Origin of the sequence: Nonomuraea sp. NPDC023979, from assembly GCF_040639085.1 — a bacterium.
In the GTDB taxonomy this organism is placed as follows: domain Bacteria; phylum Actinomycetota; class Actinomycetes; order Streptosporangiales; family Streptosporangiaceae; genus Nonomuraea; species Nonomuraea ceibae.
Genome location: NZ_JBEZZG010000004.1, coordinates 267,420 through 287,033 on the forward strand (window position 1 = coordinate 267,420; position 19,614 = coordinate 287,033).

Sequence of the window (19,614 nt, forward strand, 5' to 3'; positions counted from 1 at the left end):
CCGCTCAATCACGCGGCGCGGGGCGAAGCGTTTTCTGTCGGTGCGGCGAGGCAGTATGAGCGCGTGAGCTCGCTCGACCACTTCAGCCAGGTGACCAGGCAATGGTTCGCCGGGGCGTTCGCCGCGCCCACCGCCGCCCAGGACGGCGCGTGGGAGTCGATCGCGCGCGGTGACAACACGCTCGTGGTCGCGCCCACGGGTTCCGGCAAGACGCTGGCCGCCTTCCTGTGGTCGCTCGACCGGCTGGCCGCCGAGCCGTCCGAGGGCGGCGGCACCAAGGTCGTGTACGTGTCGCCGCTCAAGGCGCTGGCCGTCGACGTGGAGCGCAACCTGCGCGCGCCGCTGGCCGGGCTCAAGCAGACGGCGCGGCGGCTGGGGCTGCCGGTGCCGGAGATCTCGGTGGCGATCCGCTCGGGCGACACGCCCGCCGAGGACCGGCGGCGGTTCGCGGCCCGGCCGTCCGACATCCTGATCACCACGCCCGAGTCGCTGTTCCTGCTGCTCACCAGCCAGGCGCGGGAGGCGCTGCGCGGCGTGCGCACGGTGATCGTCGACGAGGTGCACGCGGTGGCGGCGACCAAGCGCGGCGCCCATCTGGCGCTCACGCTGGAGCGGCTCGACGCGCTGCTGGAGCGGCCCGCCCAGCGGGTGGGGCTGTCGGCGACGGTGCGGCCGGTGAGCGAGGTCGCGGCGTTCCTCGGTGGCTCCCGCCCGGCGACGGTGGTGCAGCCGCCGTCCGACAAGGTGATCGAGGTCGAGGTCGTCGTCCCGGTGGAGGACATGACGGAGGTGGAGTCCCGCCCGCCCGACGCGGAGAACCTCGCGCCCGACCCGGCGAACCGGTCGATCTGGCCGCATGTGGAAGACCGGCTGTTCGACCTGATCGAGGCGCATTCGTCCACGATCGTGTTCGCCAACTCGCGGCGGCTGGCCGAACGCCTCTGCACCCGGCTCAACGAGCTGGCCTACGGCCGGCAGCAGGGCGCCGAGGCCGTCGACCTGTCGATCTGGGAGACGGGGCCGCCGCGCGTGCCCGCCGAGGTGATGGCGCAGGCGGGGGCGAGCAAGGGCGTGGTCACCGAGATCGTGCGCGCCCACCACGGCTCGGTGTCCAAGCAGGAGCGGGCGCAGATCGAGGAGGCGCTCAAGTCCGGGCGGCTGCCGGCCGTGGTCGCCACCTCCAGCCTGGAGCTGGGCATCGACATGGGCGCGGTCGACCTGGTCGCGTGCGTGGAGGCGCCGCCGAGCGTGGCCAGCGGGCTGCAGCGCATCGGCCGGGCCGGTCACCAGGTGGGCGCGGTGTCCAAGGGCGTGATCTTCCCCAAATACCGCGGCGACCTCGTGCAGACGGCCGTGGTCGCCGAGCGGATGAAGAGCGGCCTCATCGAGGAACTGCGCTATCCGCGTAACCCGCTCGACGTGCTGGCCCAGCAGATCGTCGCGATGACCGCGCTCGACGAGTGGACCGTCGACGAGCTGGAGACCGTGGTCAAGCGGGCGGCCCCCTACTCGACGCTGCCCAGGAGCGCGCTGGAGGCGACGCTCGACATGCTGGCCGGCCGCTATCCGAGCGAGGAGTTCGCCGAGCTGCGTCCGCGCATCGTGTGGGACCGGGTGACGGGCACCCTCCAGGGCCGCCCCGGCGCGCAGCGGCTGGCCGTCACCAACGGCGGCACCATCCCCGACCGGGGCCTGTTCGGCGTCTTCCTCGTGGGCGAGAAGGCGTCCCGGGTGGGCGAGCTCGACGAGGAGATGGTGTACGAGTCGCGCGTCGGCGACGTGTTCGTGCTGGGCGCGACGTCATGGCGGATCGAGGACATCACCGCCGACCGGGTGCTCGTCTCGCCCGCGCCGGGGCAGCCGGGCAAACTGCCGTTCTGGCACGGCGACACGCCCGGCCGTCCCGCCGAGCTGGGCAAGGCCATCGGCGCGTTCCTGCGCGAGCAGGCCGCCCAGGAGTCGCCCGACCGGCTGCGCGAGGCCGGGCTCGACCCCTACGCCACCGCCAACCTGCTGGCCTACCTGCGCGAGCAGCGCGAGGCCACCGGCTACGTGCCCGACGACCGGACCCTGCTGGTCGAGCGCTTCCACGACGAGCTGGGCGACTGGCGGGTCGTCATCCACTCCCCCTACGGCGCGCGGGTGCACGCCCCGTGGGCGCTGGCGATCAACCGGCGGCTGCGCGAGCGCTACGGCGTCGACGTGCAGGCCGTGCACTCCGACGACGGCATCGTGCTGCGCATCCCTGACACGCTGGCCGAGCCGCCGACCGACGTGGCCGCCTTCGACGCCGACGAGATCGAGCAGATCGTCACCGAGGAGCTGGGCGGGTCGGCGCTGTTCGCCTCCCGGTTCCGGGAGTGCGCGGGGCGGGCGCTGCTGCTGCCGCGCCGCGTCCCCGGCCGCCGCAGCCCGCTGTGGCAGCAGCGCCAGCGGGCCGCCCATCTGCTCGGCGTCGCCTCCCAGTACGCCTCGTTCCCGATCGTGCTGGAGACGATGCGCGAGTGCCTTCAGGACGTGTTCGACGTGCCGGGGCTGGTGGCGCTGATGCGCGACCTGGCGGCTCGGCGGGTGCGGCTGGTGGAGGTGGAGACGTCGCAGGCGTCGCCGTTCGCCGCGTCGCTGCTGTTCCACTACGTGGGCGCGTTCATGTACGAGGGCGACGCGCCGCTGGCCGAGCGGCGGGCGCAGGCGCTGGCCCTCGACACGACGCTGCTGGCCGAGCTGCTCGGCCAGGCCGACCTGCGCGAGCTGCTCGACCCCGACGTGATCGCCGACACCGAGCGGGAGCTGGCGCGGCTCGACCGGCCGCTGCGCGACCCGGAGGACCTCGCCGACCTGCTCCGCTCGCACGGGCCGCTGCTCGCGCCCGACGTGAGCGTACGCGGCGGCGACCCGGCCTGGCTGGAGGAGCTGGAGCGGGCGCGGCGGGCGATTCGCGTACGGATCGCGGGCGAGACGCAGTGGGCCGCGATCGAGGACGCCTCCCGCATGCGCGACGCGCTCGGGGCGCCGCTGCCCGTGGGCATCCCCCACGTGTTCCTGGAGCCGGTCGCCGACCCGCTGGCCGACCTGGTGGCGCGGCACGCGCGCACCCGGGGGCCGTTCCACGCCTCCACGGCCGCCGAACGGTTCGGGCTGGGCGTGGCCGTGGTGACCGACGCGCTGCGCCGGCTGGCCGTGCCCGGACGGGTGGTCAGCGGCGAGTTCCGGCCCGGCGGGCGGGGCGAGGAGTGGTGCGACGCCGGAGTGCTGCGCACGCTGCGGCGCAGGTCGCTGGCCAGGCTGCGCAAGGAGGTCGAGCCGGTCTCGGCGGAGACGCTGGCCACGTTCCTGCCCGCGTGGCACGGCATCACCGGATCCCGGGGCGCCGCCCGCGCCGGCGGCTCCGGCGGCACGGCGCGGGCGATGGACTCGCTCGTACGGGCCGTCGAGCTGCTGCAAGGAGCCGCGGTTCCCGCCTCGGCGCTGGAGACGCTGGTGCTGCCGGCGCGGGTGCCCGGCTACCATCCGGCGCTGCTCGACGAGCTGACCTCCTCCGGCGAGGTGATGTGGGTGGGGCAGGGGGCCCTGCCGGGCGGCGACGGGTGGGTGTCGCTCTACTTCGCCGACACCGCGCCGCTGCTGCTGGCCGAGCCCGCCGAGATCACCATGACGCCGGTGCACGAACAGGTGCTGGAGGCGCTCGGCGGCGGCGGGGCGCTGTTCTTCCGCGGGCTGTCCGACCGGCTCGGGTCGCTCGACGACTCCACGCTGGCCGCGGCGCTGTGGGACCTCGTGTGGTCGGGGCGGGTGTCGGGCGACACGCTCGCGCCGCTGCGGGCCGCGCTCGGGTCCGGACGGCCCGCGCACCGGCCCGCGACCAGGCGGCGGCGGGCGGTGCTGCCCAGCCGGAGCGGGCCGCCGACCGTGGGCGGGCGCTGGTGGCTGCTCCCCGAGCCCGCCGCCGACGCCACCCAGCGGGCCCAGGCCCAGGCCGAGGCGCTGCTCGAACGGCACGGGGTGGTGACGCGCGGCGCGGTCACGGCGGAACGGCTGCCTGGCGGGTTCACGCCGATCTACCAGGTGCTGCGGGCGTACGAGGAGAGCGGGCGGTGCCGGCGGGGCTACTTCGTCGAAGGGCTCGGCGGGGCGCAGTTCGCCCTCCCGGGGGCGGTCGACCGGATGCGCGCCATGTCCCCGAGCCTCACCTCCCCGACAGCCTCCCTGTCGGGGGGTGAGGTGTACGGGGGTGGGGTGGGAACGCCCACGGATTCGGCTTCGTACGGAGGCGGGCCTTGGGAAGGGGCGCCGTCCGGCGAGCCGGGGTCCGGGCGCGCCCCGGCGGGTGCTGCTTGGGCGGCCTCGTCGGGGGCGGCCTCCTCAGGGGCGGCCTCGTCCCGGACGGGGGAAGCCGGGCGGGGGCGGCAGGCGGTGGTGCTGGCGGCGGCGGACCCGGCCAACCCGTACGGGGCCGCGCTGGGGTGGCCGACGCATCCGGGGGAAGTCGGGCACAAGCCGGGCCGGAAGGCGGGGGCGCTGGTGGTGCTGGTCGACGGCTACCTGGTGCTCTACGTCGAGCGGGGCGGCAAGACGCTGCTGTCGTTCGCCGACGGGGAGCGGTTGCAGCCCGCCGTCGACGCGCTGGCGTTGGCTGTGCGTGACGGGGCGCTGGGCAAGCTGACGGTGGAGCGGGCCGACGGGGAGCCGATCGTCGACTCGCCCCTCGCAGCGGCCCTGGAGGAAGCGGGCTTCCACCCAACCCCCCGCGGCCTCCGCCTACGAGCCTGACCGAGGCGCCGACCACGGCTGCCGACCCGCGCGGGGCGACGGGCCGTACAGGGTGGCGCGCCGCACGGGGTGATAGGCCCACGGGGTTGCGCGCCGCACGGGGTGACGGGCCGCACGGGGTGGCGCGCCGCACGGGGTGACGGCCGCTCACTGGGGGCGGCGCATAGGTGACGGGACCCGCGGGGTTGCGGCACGCAAGGTAGTGGGGGCAGGCGGCGGGGTGGTGGGGCCGCCCCCGGAGGGCGGTATGTCCGGAGGTCGGGGCGTGCCCGAAGGTGGGCGCGCCTGGTGGCGATGGCACGCCGAGGTCGCGGCACGCCCGCACGGGTGGCACGGCTGGAGACGGCGCACGCCCGGGGCGGTGGTGGCACGTCCGGACGTGGCGACGCGCCTGGTGACGGCGCGCCCGGGGGTGGTGGCACGCCGGGGGTGGCGGCATGGCCCGAAGTGGCGGCGCACCCCGAGGTTGCGACGCACCCCGAGGTGGCGGCGCCCCCGGACATGGCGGCGTGCCCGGACGTGGGGGCCTCACCGGCGCCCGGGGCTCGGGGGCCGGGCGCCGGTGGGGTGAGGGGCCTTCGGGGTGCGGGACTCCGTTGGGCCGGGGGCGGGACTTCGTGGGGGGTTAGGGGGTGATTGTGCAGGGGGTGTTGTTGAGGGTGAAGCGGGTGGGGAGGGAGGGGTCGCCGGTGTGGCCGGCCAGGTAGCCCAGGGTGACGGTGGCGCCGGGGGCGATGGTGCGGTTGTGCGGGGCGTTGACGGCTTGGACGATGTCGCCGCCCTGGGTGAGGGTGGTGTTCCAGTCGGAGATGATCTTCTGGCCGGGGGTGAGGGGGAAGGTGAGGGTCCAGCCGTCGACCGGGGTGTCGGCGAGGTTGGTGATGGCGAGGTCGACGGTCATGCCGGTGCCCCAGACCTGGGTGACGGGCTTGATGGAGCAGGTGGGCCGGGCGCGTTCGAAGGAGACGCGGTGCAGGCCGCCGGGGAGGTCGTTGACGACGTAGAGCTCGCCTTGGGGGGTGCTGCCGAAGGCGGTGACCTGGGTGGGCATCTCGCCGATCTCGGCCTGGTCGTAGCCGCCGGCGCCGTCCTCGCGCAGGGCCCACACGGTGGAGGAGCAGTAGTCGGTGGCGATGTAGGTGCCGCCGACGAGGTCGGCGTACTGGCGTCCGCGGTAGACCTGGCCGCCGATGACGGCGCAGCCGCCGGTGTAGGGCGAGTAGGTGAAGATCGGCTGGGTGTACTGGGCGTCGGGGCGGCACTGGGTCTCGTCGAAGACTTCGAGGCCCTCGTAGCAGGACCAGCCGAGGTTGGCGCCGGCCTGGTGCCCGGGTTTGACGTGGTTGATCTCCTCCCAGCGGCCCTGGCCGACGTCGGCGATCCACAGGGAGCCGTCCGCGTGGTCGACGGAGAAGCGCCAGGGGTTGCGGCCCCCGTACATCCAGATCTCGGGCCGGGCGCCCGGGACGCCGGTGAAGGGGTTGTCGTCGGGGACGCAGTAGGGCAGGTCGCCGCAGGTCCGGCTGACGTCGATGCGGAGGATCTTGCCGAGGAGGGTGTCGAGGCGCTGCCCGGAGTCGAAGGGGTCGCCGGCGCCGCCGCCGTCGCCGATGCTCCAGTAGAGGTGACCGTCGGTGCCGAAGGTGAGCTGGCCGCCGTTGTGGTTGCTGTGTTCGGCGTGCTCCTGGGCGAGGAGGGGTTCGAGGCGGGCCTCGTCGAGCCGGTAGCGGGCGAGGGTGACGGCGCCGTCGGGGAGCGCGGTGTAGGCGAGGTACAGGTCCTGGCTCTGGGGGAAGTCGGGGGCGAGGGCGATGCCGAGCAGGCCGCGTTCGTTGCCGGATTCGTCGACGGAGGCGGTGATGTCGATGATCGGGGTCTGGGCGAGGCCGGTGTCCGGGTGGTAGACGCGTACGGTGCCGCGTTTCTCGGTGATGAGGAGCCGGTCGGTCCCGTCGTCGGGGGCGGCGATGGCGGTGGGGCGGCGCAGCCCGAAGGCGACCTGGGTGGTGGTCGCGCGGATCTCTTCCAGGGGTGGAGGGGCGGCCTCGGCCGCGGCGGCCGGGGTGACCGGGGTGAAGGGGGCGAGCAGGGACAGGGCGAGCAGGGCGGGGGCTGCCCAGCGTCGTGCTGGCATGCGGGCTCCAGAGGCGGGGCTTCGTCCGGGGTCCGGGGGGTTCTCCGGGACCGGGGCGCGGCGGGCATGCGGCGCGCCCGGCCGGACGGTACCGGCGGGGCGGCCGTTCGGCCAGCGCTCGGGGCCGGGTGGGGCCGTGGTGGACGGCCTCTAGGTCGATGACCTGGGATGACCGGGGGTCGCCTGGGGCGTGGACGGATGAAACGTACATGGCCGTCGCGTGGCGTCCGTGATCGCTACGCTGCTCGTAACGGGACGTGGTCAGGAGGACGCCGGTGAAGAAGCTGATGGCCGGGCTCTGGCGTCGCATCAGCGGGCCGGTGCAGTGGCGGCTGCTCTATCTGTCGCAGGCCAAGTTCGTCGTCGGGGTGACCGGCGTGGTGCGTGACCTCGACGGGAACGTGCTGCTGCTGCGGCACCGGTTCTGGCCGGAGGGGCGGCAGTGGGGTCTGCCGACGGGCGGGGCGAAGCGGGGCGAGACGTTCGAGCAGACGGTGTTCCGCGAGGTCATGGAGGAGACCGGCCTGGAGGTGAAGGTCGGCGAGGTGGTGCGGGTGGGCAGCGGGTTCCGGCTCCGGGTCGAGATCGCCTACGCGGCCCGTTACGTGGGCGGGGGGACGCTGCGGCTGAACTCGCTGGAGATCCTGGAGGCCCGCTGGTGCGCTCCGGACGATCTTCCTGAGGGTCTGCTGGAGTCGCACCGGCTGCTGATCGAGTCGTCGCTCCCGTAGGGCGGGAAGTCCTGCGGCTTCCCAGAATCTGAACGGCCGTTTAAAGTTTTGACCGTGCCGTCAGAAGGCCGGTCGTTCATCGAGGAAGCACGGCGGTCGCAGATCATCGAGTGCGCGATCGACGTGCTCGCCTCGGAGGGGTACGCGCGGGCGTCGATGGCCAGGATCGCGCAGCGGGCGGGCATCAGCACCGGCGTGATCTCCTACCACTTCGGCGGCAAGCGGCAGCTTCTGGAGGCGGTCGTGAGCTCGGTCGCCAAGGTGGCGACGGACCTGATGGTGCCGCGCATCCTGGCGCAGCCCACGGCCACGGACATGCTGCGGGTCTACTTCGAGAGCAATCTCGACTTCATGCGCCTGCACCGCAAGCCGCTGCTGGCGCTGGTGGAGATCGTCACGTACAACCGGGGCGAGGACGATCGCGGGCCGGGCCCGTACGCGGAGCAGCACGAGACGGCGATCGACGACGTGGTCAGGCTGCTCGAGTGGGGCAAGTCGACCGGGGAGTTCCGCGACTTCGACTCGCGGAGCATGGCGATCGCGATCCGCGGCGCCGTGGACGCGGTGCCGGCGCGCCTGCTTCACGATCCGGAGCTCGATCTGGGCGGGCTCGCGGGCGAGTTCGTCACCCTTTTCACGCTTGCCACGAGGAGGCAGCCATGACAGCGGCGCTGGACATCGCCGGTCTGACGAAGTCGTTCGGCGAGAAGGTCGCGGTGGATCACGTCGAGCTGACGGTTCCGCAGGGATCGTTCTACGGGCTCGTCGGGCAGAACGGCGCGGGAAAGACCACCACGCTCTCGATGGCGGTGGGGTTACTCCGGCCCGACGGCGGGAGCGCGCGGATCTTCGGCGCGGACGTGTGGGCGGACCCGTCGGGGGCGAAACGGCTGGTGGGGGTGCTGCCTGACGGGCTGGCCATGCCGGAGCGGCTGACCGGGCGGGAGGTGCTCACCTATCTGGGGCTGCTGCGCGGGCTGGAGAAGGACGTGGTGGCGGCGCGGGCCGAGGAGCTGCTGTCGGTGCTGGAGCTCGACGGGGCGGAGAAGACGCTCGTGGTCGAGTACTCGACGGGCATGCGCAAGAAGATCGGCCTGGCGACGGCGCTGCTGCACGGGCCGAAGCTGCTCGTGCTGGACGAGCCGTTCGAGGCGGTGGACCCGGTGTCGGCGGCGACGATCAAGACGATCCTGCGCGGGTTCGTGGCGAGCGGCGGCTCGATCGTGCTGTCCAGTCACGTGATGGCGCTGGTGGAGCAGCTGTGCGACCACGTGGCGGTGATCGACGGGGGCCGGGTGGCGGCGGCCGGGCCGCTCAAGGAGGTGCGCGGCGACGCGACGCTGGAGGACAGGTTCGTGGAGCTGGTCGGCTCGGCCACCACCGGCACGAAGGGGCTGTCGTGGCTGTAGCGGTGACGCTGGTGCGGATGAAGGTGGCGATCCTGCGCCATTCGCTGACCGGCCAGCGGGGGACGATGGCGGTCTCGGCGGGTTCGGTGGGCGCGCTGCTCGCGGCCGGCACGATCTATCTGGCGTTCCTCGACGGTGACTGGCTGGCGGCCGCGTTCGCGGTGTGGATGCTGGGCTGGATCATCGGCCCGGTCTTCTCCGGCGGCGGTGACGAGACGCTGCGGCCGGAGTTCTTCTCGCTCCTGGGGCTGCCGCCGCACCGGCTGGCGGCGGGGCTGCTGGTGTCGGCGTTCGTCGGGGTGGCGCCGGCGGTCAGCCTGCTGGCCCTGACGGGGCTGGTGGTGCTCGGCGTCCGGGAGGGGGCCGGGCCGGCGCTGGTGGCGGTGCCGGCGATGGTGCTGCAGCTGGCCGTGTTCGTGCTGCTGTCGCGGGTCGCGGTGGGGGTGCTGGGCATCGCGTTGCGCTCGCGCGTGGGGGCGATCGGCGCGGGGCTGGTCAACGGGGCGATCCTGGCGTTCCTGGGGCAGGGCTGGGTGTTCGCGGTCGCGCTCGGGCAGGCCGAGGGCATCCCGCCGATCGTGCGTTACCTGCCGTCCGGGTGGGGGGTGCTGGCCGTCCAGGGCGACTATCTGGCGCTGGCGGCGATGGCGGTGCTGATCGCGCTGCTGCTGGGCGCGTGGGCGGCGCTGCTGTCGAGGCGGGCCGGGGCGGAGCGGGCGTCGGCGCGGGGCCGCAGGCCGATGCGGGCGGCCACGGCGCTGGACGCGGTGCTGGCCAAGGAGCTGCGGACGTGGTCGCGGGACCTGGTGCGCACCCATCAGCTCACGTTCGCCCTGGCCTACGGGGTGTTCTTCGCAGCGGCGCCGCTGGTGCTGGGGTGGACCGGGATGCTGCCGTGGGCGGCGCCGATCTTCATCGTGATGGCGGCGGCGATGACGGCCAACCTCTACGGCGCCGACGGCACCGCGCTCTGGCTGTCGGTGATGACGCCGGGCTCGTCGGACGTGCGCGGCAGGCAGCTGGCGTGGTTGGTGACGGTGACGCCGGTCGCGGCGGTGCTCGTGGTGGCGCTGACGGCGGTCAACGGCGGCCCGTGGCCGATGATCGTGGCGCTGTCGGTGGCGTTGCTCGGCGGCGGCGCGGGGCTGGTGCCGCTGGTGTCGGTGTACGCGCTGGTGCCGGGCACCGATCCGCAGAAGCGCGGCGGCAACCCGCTGCGCACGAGCGAGGACGACGGGGCGCTGACCGGGCTGGCGTACCTGATGATGGTGCTCGTGGCGGCGTCCGGGGTGCCGGCGGGCGTGGCAGCGGCGCTGTGGGGCTGGCCGGGCGTGGCGGTGGGGGTCGCGACCGGGGCGGCGTGCCTGTGGTGGTTCGGCGCGCTGGCCGAGCGGCGGCTGGCGGCGCAGGGGCCGGAGCTGTTGCACATGATGCGCACCGGCCGCCGGCCTGCCGCCGAGGGAAAGGCGTCGTCGGCGTTCGCGCTGCCCGACATGCCGAAGGTCCAGCGGGCGGTGGTGATCACGTGTGTGTCGCTGGGGGCGATCCCGCTCATCCCGCAGGGCATCCTGGCGGCGGTGTTCGTGGCCAACGGGCAGCTCGGGCACAGCTGGTTCCTGGCCACGCACATGGCGCCGGGGCTGCGCTACCCGACGGCGGCCGTGATGATCGCGCTGGGGCTGGCGATGTACGGGACCGGGCTCGGGATCATGTACAGGTACAAGAAGAAGGTTGTATACGATAAATCACCTAATGTCTGATGTATCCCTCGGCGCAACCCACCGGACCCTGCGCGACGAGGTCACCGCAGAGCTTCGCCGGCGCATCATGTCCGGCGAGTTCGGGCAGGGCGAGCGGCTGGTCGAGGACCGGCTGGCCGCCCTGCTCGGGGTCTCGCGCAACCCGGTGCGCGAGTCCATCCGGGTGCTGGCCGCCGAGGGATTCGTCCAGGTCGTCCCGAGGTTCGGGGCGACCGTGGCGACGCTGTCGGCCGAGGAGGGCGACGAGCTCTTCGACGTGCGGATGGCCGTCGAGGGGCTGGCGGCGCGGCTGGCGGCCCGCAAGCGCACGACGGCGTCGGCCGAGCGGTTGCGCCGGGTGCTCGAGGAGGCCAGGCAGGCCGTGGACGAGGGCAGGCTGGACGCGGTGGCCGATCTCAACACCGCCTTCCACCTGGCCGTGGGCGAGGCGGCGGGCAACTCCTACCTCAACCTGATGATGACGCCCATGCTCCAGCGGGCGCAGTGGGTGTTCAGCCAGACGGCGGCGGCGCGCGGCCCGCACTCGTGGTCGGAGCATCTGAGCCTGTACGAGGCGATCGCGGCGGGTGACGAGGACGAGGCGCAGGCCAGGGCGGTGGCGCACGTGGCGGCCGCCAGGCGGTCGTTCCTGACAGCCGTCGGGCGGGCTAACAGGACAAAGCACGCAATCAATTAGAAAACACTCAGGTAACAACCGCTCTTAACAGCGTGCAATTGCAATGTTAGGTCTTGTATACAGTGTCCGAACTGCCCGTTCCCCTCGGAGGCACCATGAGACCGTCCCCCAGAATCGTCGCGGCACTCGCCGTGCTGCCCCTCGCACTGACAGCGTGCGGCGGAGGCGGTTCCAGCGGTCCGTCGGCTGCTCCCTCCGTGGCCGACGCCTCGGCGGACAACCGGGCCGTGAAGAGCGGCGGCACGCTGAACGTGGCGCTCAACGCCGACCCCGACGCCCTCGACCCGAGCACCTCCACCACGCTCGTCGGCCGCGAGGTCTTCGCCAACATGTGCGAGAAGCTCTACGACATCGACGCCGCGTCCGAGCTGGTCCCCCAGCTCGCCGCCGCCCTCCCGGAGGTCTCCGAGGACGGCAAGGAAGTCACGATCAAGCTGCGTGACGGCGTGAAGTTCAACGACGGCACGCCCTTCGACGCCGAGGCGGTCAAGAAGTCGCTGGACCGGCACCGTACCTGGGAGAAGTCCTCCCGCCAGGCCGACCTGGAGGCCATCTCCGAGGTCGAGGTCGTCGACGCGGCCACCGTGAAGCTCACGCTGAAGCGCGCGTTCACGCCGCTGACCGCGCAGCTCGCCGACCGGGCCGGAATGATCATGTCGCCGAAGGCGCTCGACGGCGCGGGCGACAACTTCGGCGCCTCCCCCGTGTGCGTCGGGCCGTTCAAGTTCTCCGCCCGGACCTCGGGCAGCCAGATCGTGCTGGACAAGGCGCCGGACTACTACGACGCCGCCAAGGTCAAGCTCGACAAGCTCGTATACAAAATCATCGTGGACCCGAACGTGCGGGCCGCCAACCTCAAGTCCGGCGACGTCCAGGTGGCCGACCAGCTCGCCACCACCACCGTCGCCGGCGTGCAGGCCGACCCGAACCTGAAGGTCGTCTCCGGCGGCGGCCTCGGCTACTACGGCCTGCAGATCAACGTCGGCAACGCCACCGGCTCCACCGAGAAGGCCGGCCCCGTCGACAGCCCGCTGGCCAAGAGCCCCGAGCTGCGCGAGGCGTTCGAGCTGGCCCTGGACCGCGAGCAGATCAACAAGACCGTCTACAACGGGCTGCACGAGGTCGACTGCTTCCCGGTGCCCGTCGACAGCGCCTACCGCACCCCCGACCTGCAGTGCCCCAAGCGCGACCTGGCCAAGGCCAAGCAGCTCGTGCAGGCGTCCGGCGTGCCGACGCCCGTCCCGGTCAAGCTCACCTCACCCAACGACGCCACCAACCAGCGGCTCGCGCAGGTCGTCCAGCAGATGACCAAGGAGGCCGGGTTCGCCGTCACGGTGGAGACCGCCGAGTTCGTCAGCACCCTGGAGCAGGGCAAGTCCGGCGACTTCCAGGCCATGCTGAGCGGCTGGTCCGGCCGCGTCGACCCGGACGGCAACCTGACGAACCTGGTCACCAGCCAGGGCAGCAACAACTTCGCCGGCATGGCCGACCCGGGCATCGACGAGCCGATCAAGCAGGCGGCGGCCACCCAGGACACCGCCGAGCGCGCCGAGCTCTACAGCAAGGCCATGAAGCGGGCCGCCGAGCTGCGCGGCGTCGTGTACCTGTACCACAACAAGTACTACCTGGGCATGAGCAAGAACGTCGCCGGCGTCCAGTACTTCAAGGACGGCCTGCCCCGCTTCGCCACCGCCGGATTCGTCGCCTGATGGTCTGGTTCATCCTTCGGCGCTGCGGCTCGGCGGTGATCGTGCTGTTCGTGGCCAGCGTCCTGATCTTCCTGGGGGTCAGGGCGCTGCCCGGCGACCCGGCCGTGGTCATGGCCGGCGAGGAGGCCTCGCCCGCCGTGGTCGAGGCCATCCGGCACGAGTTCGGCCTGGACAAGCCGCTGCCCGCCCAGTACGTCGACTACGTGACCCAGACGCTGTCGGGCAACCTCGGCCGGTCCACCCAGGACCAGATCCCGGTGGCCGACATCCTCGCCGAGCGGCTGCCGGTGACGCTGGAGCTGTCCGCGCTGGCCATGCTGGTGGCGATCGTCGTGGGCGTCGGCTCGGGCATCGTGGCCTCGGTACGGCGCGGCAAGCTCGCCGACTACGTGGCGACCGGGTTCGGCCTGGCCGGGCTGTCGGTGCCGCACTTCTGGCTGGGGCTGCTCGGCATCCTGCTGTTCGCGGTGACGCTGCGCTGGCTGCCCGCCTCGGGGTACGTGCCGTTCACCGAGGACCCGGGGCAGAACCTGCAACGCATGCTGCTCCCCGCGCTGGTGCTGGGCACCGGGTTCGCGGCGATCCTCATGCGGCAGACCCGCTCGGCGATGCTGGGCGCGCTGTCGGCCGACTACGTGCGCACCGCCCGGTCCAAGGGCCTGGCGGAGGCCAAGGTGGTGGGCGCGCACGCGCTGCGCAACAGCCTGACGACCGTGGTGACCGTGCTCGGCCTGCAGCTCGGCGCGCTCATCAGCGGCGCGGTGGTGACGGAGCAGATCTTCGTCATCCCGGGCTTCGGCAAGCTGACCGTGGACGCGGTTCTCACCCGCAACTACCCGGTCATCCAGGCGGTGGTGCTGGTCACGGTGATCGGCTACGTGGTGGTCAACCTGCTGGTCGACATCGCCTACGCCTACCTGAACCCGCGCATCCGGCTCTCGGGAGGCGGTCATGGCTGAGACGCCGGCCGTACCCGTGAGGTCGGGCCGGGCCGACCGGCGGCGCAGGCTGTGGCGGCGCTTCCGGCGGCGGCCGATGCCGATGGCGGGCCTGGTGCTGGTGGCGGCGTTCCTGCTGCTGGCGCTGGCCGGGCCGCTGGTGACCGGCGATCCGTCGGCGCAGGACTACGCGGCGACGCTGGCTCCGCCGTCGGGCGCGCACCCGCTGGGCACCGACGACCTGGGCCGCGACGCGCTGGCCAGGATCGCGCACGGCGCGCAGGTGTCGCTCCAGGCGGGCGTGCTGTCGACGCTGCTGGCGATGGTGATCGGCATCCCGATCGGGCTGGTGGCCGGGTTCTACCGGCGCTGGCTGGACCCGGTCGTGATGCGGCTGGTGGACGTGACGCTGGCGTTCCCGTTCCTGGTGTTCGCGGTCGGCCTGGCGGCGATCATCGGGCCGTCGCTCAAGGGCGTGGTGCTCGCGCTGGGCTTCTCCCAGCTTCCGGCGATCATCCGGATCACCCGGGGCGAGGTGCTGGCGATCCGCGAGATGGACTACGTCGCCGCGGCCATCGCCGACGGCGCGGGCGACCGGCACATCCTGTTCCGGTACGTGCTGCCGAACTGCGCCAACCCGCTGATCGTGCAGGCCACGGTGGCGATCCCGGCGGCGATCATCGGCGAGTCGACGCTGTCGTTCCTGGGCCTGGGCGTGCAGCCGCCGACCCCGTCGTGGGGCGTCATGCTCACCACCGCCCAGCAGTACCTGGACGTCGCGCCCTGGCTGGCCATCTGGCCCGGCGTGATGATCGCGCTGGCCACGCTCGGCTTCAACCTGCTGGGCGACGGGCTGCGTGACGTGCTCGACCCGAGGAGCGGCAGATGAGCCTGCTGGAGATCACCGACCTGGCCGTGCACTTCGACACCGAGGACGGCCTGGTCCAGGCGGTCAGGGACATCTCACTCACGCTGGAGGAGGGCGAGATCCTCGCGCTGTGCGGCGAGTCGGGCTGCGGCAAGTCGGTCACCGCGATGTCGGTGCCCAGGCTGCTGCCGCCCGGCACGACGAAGCTCAGCGGCTCGATCAGGCTGGACGGCCGCGAGCTGACCACGCTGCCCGAGCCGGAGCTGCGCAAGGTGCGCGGCAAGGACGTGTCCGTCGTCTTCCAGGAGCCGATGACCTCGCTCAACCCGTCGTTCACGGTCGGCTACCAGATCGCCGAGGTCCTGCGCAGGCACGAGAAGCTGTCGCGCCGGGCCGCGATGGACCGCGCGGTCGAGCTGCTGGAGCTCGTCGGCATCCCGGCGCCGCGCCGCCGCGTCAAGGAGTATCCGCACCAGCTCTCCGGCGGCATGCGGCAGCGTGTGATGATCGCGATCGCGGTGGCGTGCTCGCCGCGCGTGCTCATCGCCGACGAGCCGACGACCGCGCTGGACGTGACGATCCAGGCGGGCGTCCTGGACGTCTTCCGCGACCTGCGCGACCGGCTCGGCACCGCGATCATCCTGATCACGCACGACCTCGGCGTCGTCGCCGACATCGCCGACCGGGCCGTGGTCATGTACGCGGGCCGCGCCGTCGAGCAGGCGCCCGTGGCCGAGCTGTTCGCCCGGCCCCGGCACCCGTACACGCTGGGCCTGATGAAGGCGCTGCCGTCGGCGGCGGTGAACGGGCGGCTGGCGGAGATCCCCGGCATGGTCCCCTCGCCGATGTCCGACCCGGACGAGTGCGCGTTCCGGGCGCGCTGCCCGCGCGCCCAGGACGACTGCGCCACCTCCAGGCCCCCTCTGGTACGGCAGGCGGCCGGCCACCTGGCGGCCTGCTTCCACCCTGGAGAGCAGCCATGACCGAACCCGTACTGAAGATCGACGACCTGGTCATGCACTATGGCCAGGTGCGCGCGGTGGACGGCCTGTCGCTGGAGATCGGCAAGGGCGAGGTGCTCGGCCTGGTCGGCGAGTCCGGCAGCGGCAAGTCCACCGTCGGCAAGTGCGTGCTGCGGCTGATCGAGCCCACGTCGGGCCGGATCAGCCTGAGCGGCACCGACATCACGCACCTGTCGCGGCGCTCGATGCGCCCGCTGCGCCGGGACGTGCACATGGTGTTCCAGGACCCGTTCTCGTCGCTGAACCCGCGCTTCACGATCGAGCAGATCGTCGGTGAGCCGCTGATCCACCACAAGGCGGTGGCCAGGCGGGAGGTGAGCCGCCGGGTCGCGCAGATGCTGGAGCAGGTGGGGCTGCGGCCGGAGATGGCCACCCGGTTCCCGCACGAGCTGTCGGGCGGGCAGCGGCAGCGGGTCGGGCTGGCCCGTGCACTGATCCTCAACCCGAAGCTGGTCGTGGCCGACGAGCCGGTGTCGGCGCTGGACGTGTCGGTGCAGGCGTCGGTGCTCAACCTGATCACCGACCTGCAGCGGGAGCTGGGCTTCTCCTGCCTGTTCATCACGCACGACCTGTCGGTGGTGGAGTTCCTGGCCGACCGGATCGCGGTCATGTACCTGGGCAGGATCGTCGAGTCGGGGCCGACGGCGCGGCTGTTCGCCGAGCCGCGCCACCCGTACACGCAGGCGCTGCTGTCGGCGGCGCCGGTCGCCGACCCGGCCAGGCAGCGCGAGCGGCGGCGGATCGTGCTGGGCGGCGACGTGCCGAGCCCGGTGGACCCGCCGTCCGGCTGCCGCTTCCACACCCGGTGCCCGCTGGCGTTCGACGAGTGCCGCACCCGCGAGCCCGAGCTGGCCGACCCGCGCACGGGCGGCCACCCGGCCGCCTGCCACCTCGTCACGGCGGACCGCCTCCCCGACGCGGCCGCCGCCTCATGAAAGGACCGCACTTGTTCACCACGAGGCCCGAGCTGACGGGCGACTTCGGCATGGTGGCCAGCACGCACTGGCTGGCCTCCGCGACGGGCATGGGCGTGCTGGAGCGCGGCGGCAACGCGTTCGACGCGGCGGTGGCGGCCGGGTTCGTGCTGCAGGTGGCCGAGCCGCACCTGAACGGGCCGGCCGGCGAGGTGCCGATCCTGCTGTGGAGCGAGGCCGACCAGCGCGTGTCCACCGTGTGCGGGCAGGGCGTGGCCCCGGCCGCCGCGACGCTGGAGCGCTTCGCCGAGCTGGGCCTGGACGTGGTGCCGGGCACCGGGCTGCTCGCGGCCACGGTGCCGGGCGCGTTCGGCGGCTGGCTGCTCATGCTGGAGCGGTGGGGCACCTGGAAGCTGGCCGACGTGCTGGCCCCGGCGATCCACTACGCCGAGCGCGGGGTGCCGGTGCTGGAGCGGATCGCCACCACGATCGCCACCGTCAAGGAGCTGTTCACCGACGAGTGGACGACGTCGGCGGCCACCTGGCTGCCCGGCGGCGACGTGCCCGCGCCGGGCTCGAAGCTGGCCAACCCGGTGCTGGCCGCCACCTACCGGCGGATCGTGGCCGAGGCCGAGGCCGCGTCGGCCTCCCGCGAGGGCCAGCTCCAGGCCGCCCGCCGCGCCTGGTACGAGGGGTTCGTGGCGGAGGCGATCGCCGAGTTCAGCGCCACCACCTCCTGGCTGGACACCTCCGGCGAGCGGCACGGCGGCCTGCTCACCGGCGACGACCTGGCCTCCTGGTCGGCGTCGGTGGAGGAACCGGTCACCTTCGACTACCACGGGCACACCGTGTGCAAGACCGGGCCGTGGGGCCAGGGGCCGGTGTTCCTGCAGCAGCTCGCGCTGCTGTCCGGGTACGACCTGACCGGCATGGGCGTGCTGAGCGCCGACTACGTGCACACAGTGACCGAGGCGGCCAAGCTGGCCTTCGCCGACCGCGAGGCCTGGTACGGCGACACCGACGTGCCCCTGGCCGACCTGCTGTCCGAGTCGTACAACGCCGGGCGGCGCGCGCTCATCGGCGACACCGCCAGCCTGGAGCTGCGGCCCGGCTCCCCCGGCGGGCGCGAGCCCCGGCTGCCGGTGCTGCCCCCGGCCGGCGCCGCCGGTCCGGCGCCCGGCGCTTCCGGGCGGCGGGCCGGGGTGGGCGAGCCGACCGTGAGCAGGCTCGTCGTCCCGGCCGAGGACACCGGCGACGAGGTCGTCACCTCCGACGGCGCCGTGCGCGGCGACACCTGCCACGTGGACGTCGTCGACCGGCACGGCAACATGGTGTCGGCCACGCCGAGCGGCGGCTGGCTGCAGAGCTCGCCGGTCATCCCGTCGCTGGGCTTCGGCCTGGGCACCCGGGCGCAGATGTTCTGGCTGCAGGAGGGGCTGCCCGCCTCGCTGCGGCCGGGGGCGCGCCCGCGCACGACGCTGTCGCCGTCGTTCGCGCTGCGTGACGGCAGGCCGTGGCTGGCGTTCGGCACGCCGGGCGGCGACCAGCAGGACCAGTGGAGCGTCAACCTGTTCCTGGCGCTGGTCCACGGCGGCCTGAACCTCCAGGAGGCCATCGACGCCCCGACGTTCCACACCGAGCACTTCCCCAGCTCGTTCTTCCCGCGCGGCTCCCGGCCGGGGGTCGTGCACGTGGAGGAGCGGCTGGACCCGGCGGTCGTGGCGGAGCTGCGGCGGCGCGGGCACGAGGTCGAGGTGCAGGGGCCGTGGTCGCTCGGCCGCCTCAGCGCGGTGGCCCGTGACGGCGACTTCCTGAAGGCCGGCGCGAACCCGCGCGGCGCCCAGGGCTACGCGGTCGGCCGTTGACCGTCCTTTTCATTTGGTTCTCCCCGTTTCCCCCAGCAGCGGGATCCGCACGTAAGGAGTTCGCATGATCCCGCTGGGTGACGTCCTGTTCCTGGCCGGGGCCGGTCTGCTGGCCGGCGTGGTGAACGCGCTCGCCGGAGGCGGCACGCTGGTCTCGTTCCCGGCGCTGATGGCGCTCGGCTACCCGGGGGTGACCGCCACGGTGACGAACGCGGTGGCGCTGTGGCCCGGCTACCTCGGCGGGGCCTTCGGCTACCGCGCCGAGCTGCGCGGGCGGCGGCGCCGGGCGGCCGGGCTGGCGGGGGTGGCGGTGCTGGGCGCGGTCGCGGGCAGCGCGCTGCTGCTGAACACGCCGGGCGACACGTTCGAGGCGCTGGTGCCGTGGCTGGTGGCCTTCGCCAGCCTGGCGCTGCTGGCCCAGCCGTGGCTGCGCAAGCGGTTCGGCGGCGGCGACGGGGAGCGGCCCAGCAGGCTCGTGTACGCCGGGGTGTTCCTCGGCGGCTGCTACGGCGCGTACTTCAACGGCGGCATGGGCGTGCTGCTGCTGGCGGTGCTCGGCATGTTCCTGCACGACCACCTCCAGCGGGTCAACGCCGTGCGCGCGGTGCTGTCGCTGGCGATCTGCACGGTGTCGGTGGTGGCGTTCGCGCTGTTCGGGCCGGTCGAGTGGGCGGCGGTGGCGGTCATCGCGCCGGCGAGCCTGGCGGGCGGCCTGCTGGGCACCCGCCTGGCCCGCCTCATGTCACCGGCGGTGCTGCGCGGCGTCGTGGTCGTCTTCGGGCTGGGCGTCGCGATGGCGCTCGCCCTGCGCTGACCTG

The 19,614-nt window shown here is 73.3% G+C and carries 14 protein-coding genes; 13 read left to right on the forward strand and 1 reads right to left on the reverse strand.

The window, feature by feature from the left end:
• Positions 1–63: 63 nt before the first annotated feature.
• Positions 64–4,770 carry an ATP-dependent helicase gene (locus AB0G11_RS10540; RefSeq protein ID WP_357585207.1) on the forward strand — a complete coding sequence of 1,569 codons (4,707 nt, stop codon included), beginning with the start codon at positions 64–66 and terminating at the stop codon, positions 4,768–4,770.
• A 625-nt stretch (positions 4,771–5,395) separates the two neighbouring features.
• Here the strand turns inward: AB0G11_RS10540 and AB0G11_RS10545 are convergent.
• Positions 5,396–6,904, reverse strand: coding sequence for a PQQ-dependent sugar dehydrogenase (locus AB0G11_RS10545; RefSeq protein ID WP_357585209.1), 1,509 nt, complete (start codon positions 6,902–6,904; stop codon positions 5,396–5,398).
• A 275-nt stretch (positions 6,905–7,179) separates the two neighbouring features.
• Here AB0G11_RS10545 and AB0G11_RS10550 point away from each other — a divergent pair, with 275 nt between their 5' ends.
• The 12 genes from AB0G11_RS10550 to AB0G11_RS10605 all read left to right on the forward strand — a co-directional run bounded on the left by AB0G11_RS10550 (position 7,180) and on the right by AB0G11_RS10605 (position 19,610).
• Positions 7,180–7,635 (forward strand): NUDIX domain-containing protein, encoded by a 456-nt coding sequence (locus AB0G11_RS10550; protein ID WP_357585211.1) that lies wholly within the window; start codon positions 7,180–7,182, stop codon positions 7,633–7,635.
• Between the two features lie 54 nt (positions 7,636–7,689).
• Positions 7,690–8,298, forward strand: coding sequence for a TetR family transcriptional regulator (locus AB0G11_RS10555; RefSeq protein ID WP_357585213.1), 609 nt, complete (start codon positions 7,690–7,692; stop codon positions 8,296–8,298).
• Positions 8,295–9,044 carry an ABC transporter ATP-binding protein gene (locus tag AB0G11_RS10560; RefSeq protein ID WP_219503230.1) on the forward strand — a complete coding sequence of 250 codons (750 nt, stop codon included), beginning with the start codon at positions 8,295–8,297 and terminating at the stop codon, positions 9,042–9,044. Before AB0G11_RS10555 ends, AB0G11_RS10560 begins: the two co-directional genes overlap by 4 nt.
• Positions 9,035–10,804 carry a hypothetical protein gene (locus tag AB0G11_RS10565; RefSeq protein ID WP_357585214.1) on the forward strand — a complete coding sequence of 590 codons (1,770 nt, stop codon included), beginning with the start codon at positions 9,035–9,037 and terminating at the stop codon, positions 10,802–10,804. The genes AB0G11_RS10560 and AB0G11_RS10565 overlap by 10 nt, the downstream gene beginning before the upstream one ends.
• Positions 10,797–11,480: a GntR family transcriptional regulator gene (locus AB0G11_RS10570; RefSeq protein ID WP_219503237.1), complete on the forward strand. Its 684-nt coding sequence runs from the start codon at positions 10,797–10,799 to the stop codon at positions 11,478–11,480. Before AB0G11_RS10565 ends, AB0G11_RS10570 begins: the two co-directional genes overlap by 8 nt.
• A gap of 197 nt (positions 11,481–11,677) precedes the next feature.
• Positions 11,678–13,189, forward strand: a complete 1,512-nt coding sequence (locus AB0G11_RS10575; protein WP_219503240.1) for an ABC transporter substrate-binding protein — start codon at positions 11,678–11,680, stop codon at positions 13,187–13,189.
• Positions 13,189–14,148 carry an ABC transporter permease gene (locus AB0G11_RS10580; protein WP_357585216.1) on the forward strand — a complete coding sequence of 320 codons (960 nt, stop codon included), beginning with the start codon at positions 13,189–13,191 and terminating at the stop codon, positions 14,146–14,148. Before AB0G11_RS10575 ends, AB0G11_RS10580 begins: the two co-directional genes overlap by 1 nt.
• Entirely contained in the window at positions 14,141–15,016 is an 876-nt protein-coding gene (locus AB0G11_RS10585) for an ABC transporter permease (RefSeq protein ID WP_357585218.1), read from the forward strand. Before AB0G11_RS10580 ends, AB0G11_RS10585 begins: the two co-directional genes overlap by 8 nt.
• Positions 15,013–15,978: an ABC transporter ATP-binding protein gene (locus tag AB0G11_RS10590; protein ID WP_246644441.1), complete on the forward strand. Its 966-nt coding sequence runs from the start codon at positions 15,013–15,015 to the stop codon at positions 15,976–15,978. The genes AB0G11_RS10585 and AB0G11_RS10590 overlap by 4 nt, the downstream gene beginning before the upstream one ends.
• Positions 15,975–16,952 carry an oligopeptide/dipeptide ABC transporter ATP-binding protein gene (locus AB0G11_RS10595; protein ID WP_357585220.1) on the forward strand — a complete coding sequence of 326 codons (978 nt, stop codon included), beginning with the start codon at positions 15,975–15,977 and terminating at the stop codon, positions 16,950–16,952. Before AB0G11_RS10590 ends, AB0G11_RS10595 begins: the two co-directional genes overlap by 4 nt.
• Positions 16,949–18,796 (forward strand): gamma-glutamyltransferase family protein, encoded by a 1,848-nt coding sequence (locus AB0G11_RS10600; RefSeq protein WP_357585222.1) that lies wholly within the window; start codon positions 16,949–16,951, stop codon positions 18,794–18,796. The genes AB0G11_RS10595 and AB0G11_RS10600 overlap by 4 nt, the downstream gene beginning before the upstream one ends.
• Positions 18,797–18,860: 64 nt before the next feature.
• Positions 18,861–19,610, forward strand: coding sequence for a sulfite exporter TauE/SafE family protein (locus tag AB0G11_RS10605; protein ID WP_357585224.1), 750 nt, complete (start codon positions 18,861–18,863; stop codon positions 19,608–19,610).
• Positions 19,611–19,614 lie beyond the last annotated feature (4 nt).

What these genes read in the sequence shown, in the direction of transcription:
- AB0G11_RS10600 (WP_357585222.1), top strand. Translation starts at nt 16,949, where the DNA reads ATGAAAGGACCGCACTTGTTCACCACGAGGCCCGAGCTGACGGGCGAC.
- AB0G11_RS10585 (WP_357585218.1), top strand. Translation starts at nt 14,141, where the DNA reads ATGGCTGAGACGCCGGCCGTACCCGTGAGGTCGGGCCGGGCCGACCGG.
- AB0G11_RS10580 (WP_357585216.1), top strand. Translation starts at nt 13,189, where the DNA reads ATGGTCTGGTTCATCCTTCGGCGCTGCGGCTCGGCGGTGATCGTGCTG.
- AB0G11_RS10545 (WP_357585209.1), bottom strand. Translation starts at nt 6,904, where the DNA reads ATGCCAGCACGACGCTGGGCAGCCCCCGCCCTGCTCGCCCTGTCCCTG.
- AB0G11_RS10595 (WP_357585220.1), top strand. Translation starts at nt 15,975, where the DNA reads ATGACCGAACCCGTACTGAAGATCGACGACCTGGTCATGCACTATGGC.
- AB0G11_RS10560 (WP_219503230.1), top strand. Translation starts at nt 8,295, where the DNA reads ATGACAGCGGCGCTGGACATCGCCGGTCTGACGAAGTCGTTCGGCGAG.
- AB0G11_RS10590 (WP_246644441.1), top strand. Translation starts at nt 15,013, where the DNA reads ATGAGCCTGCTGGAGATCACCGACCTGGCCGTGCACTTCGACACCGAG.
- AB0G11_RS10605 (WP_357585224.1), top strand. Translation starts at nt 18,861, where the DNA reads ATGATCCCGCTGGGTGACGTCCTGTTCCTGGCCGGGGCCGGTCTGCTG.
- AB0G11_RS10570 (WP_219503237.1), top strand. Translation starts at nt 10,797, where the DNA reads ATGTCTGATGTATCCCTCGGCGCAACCCACCGGACCCTGCGCGACGAG.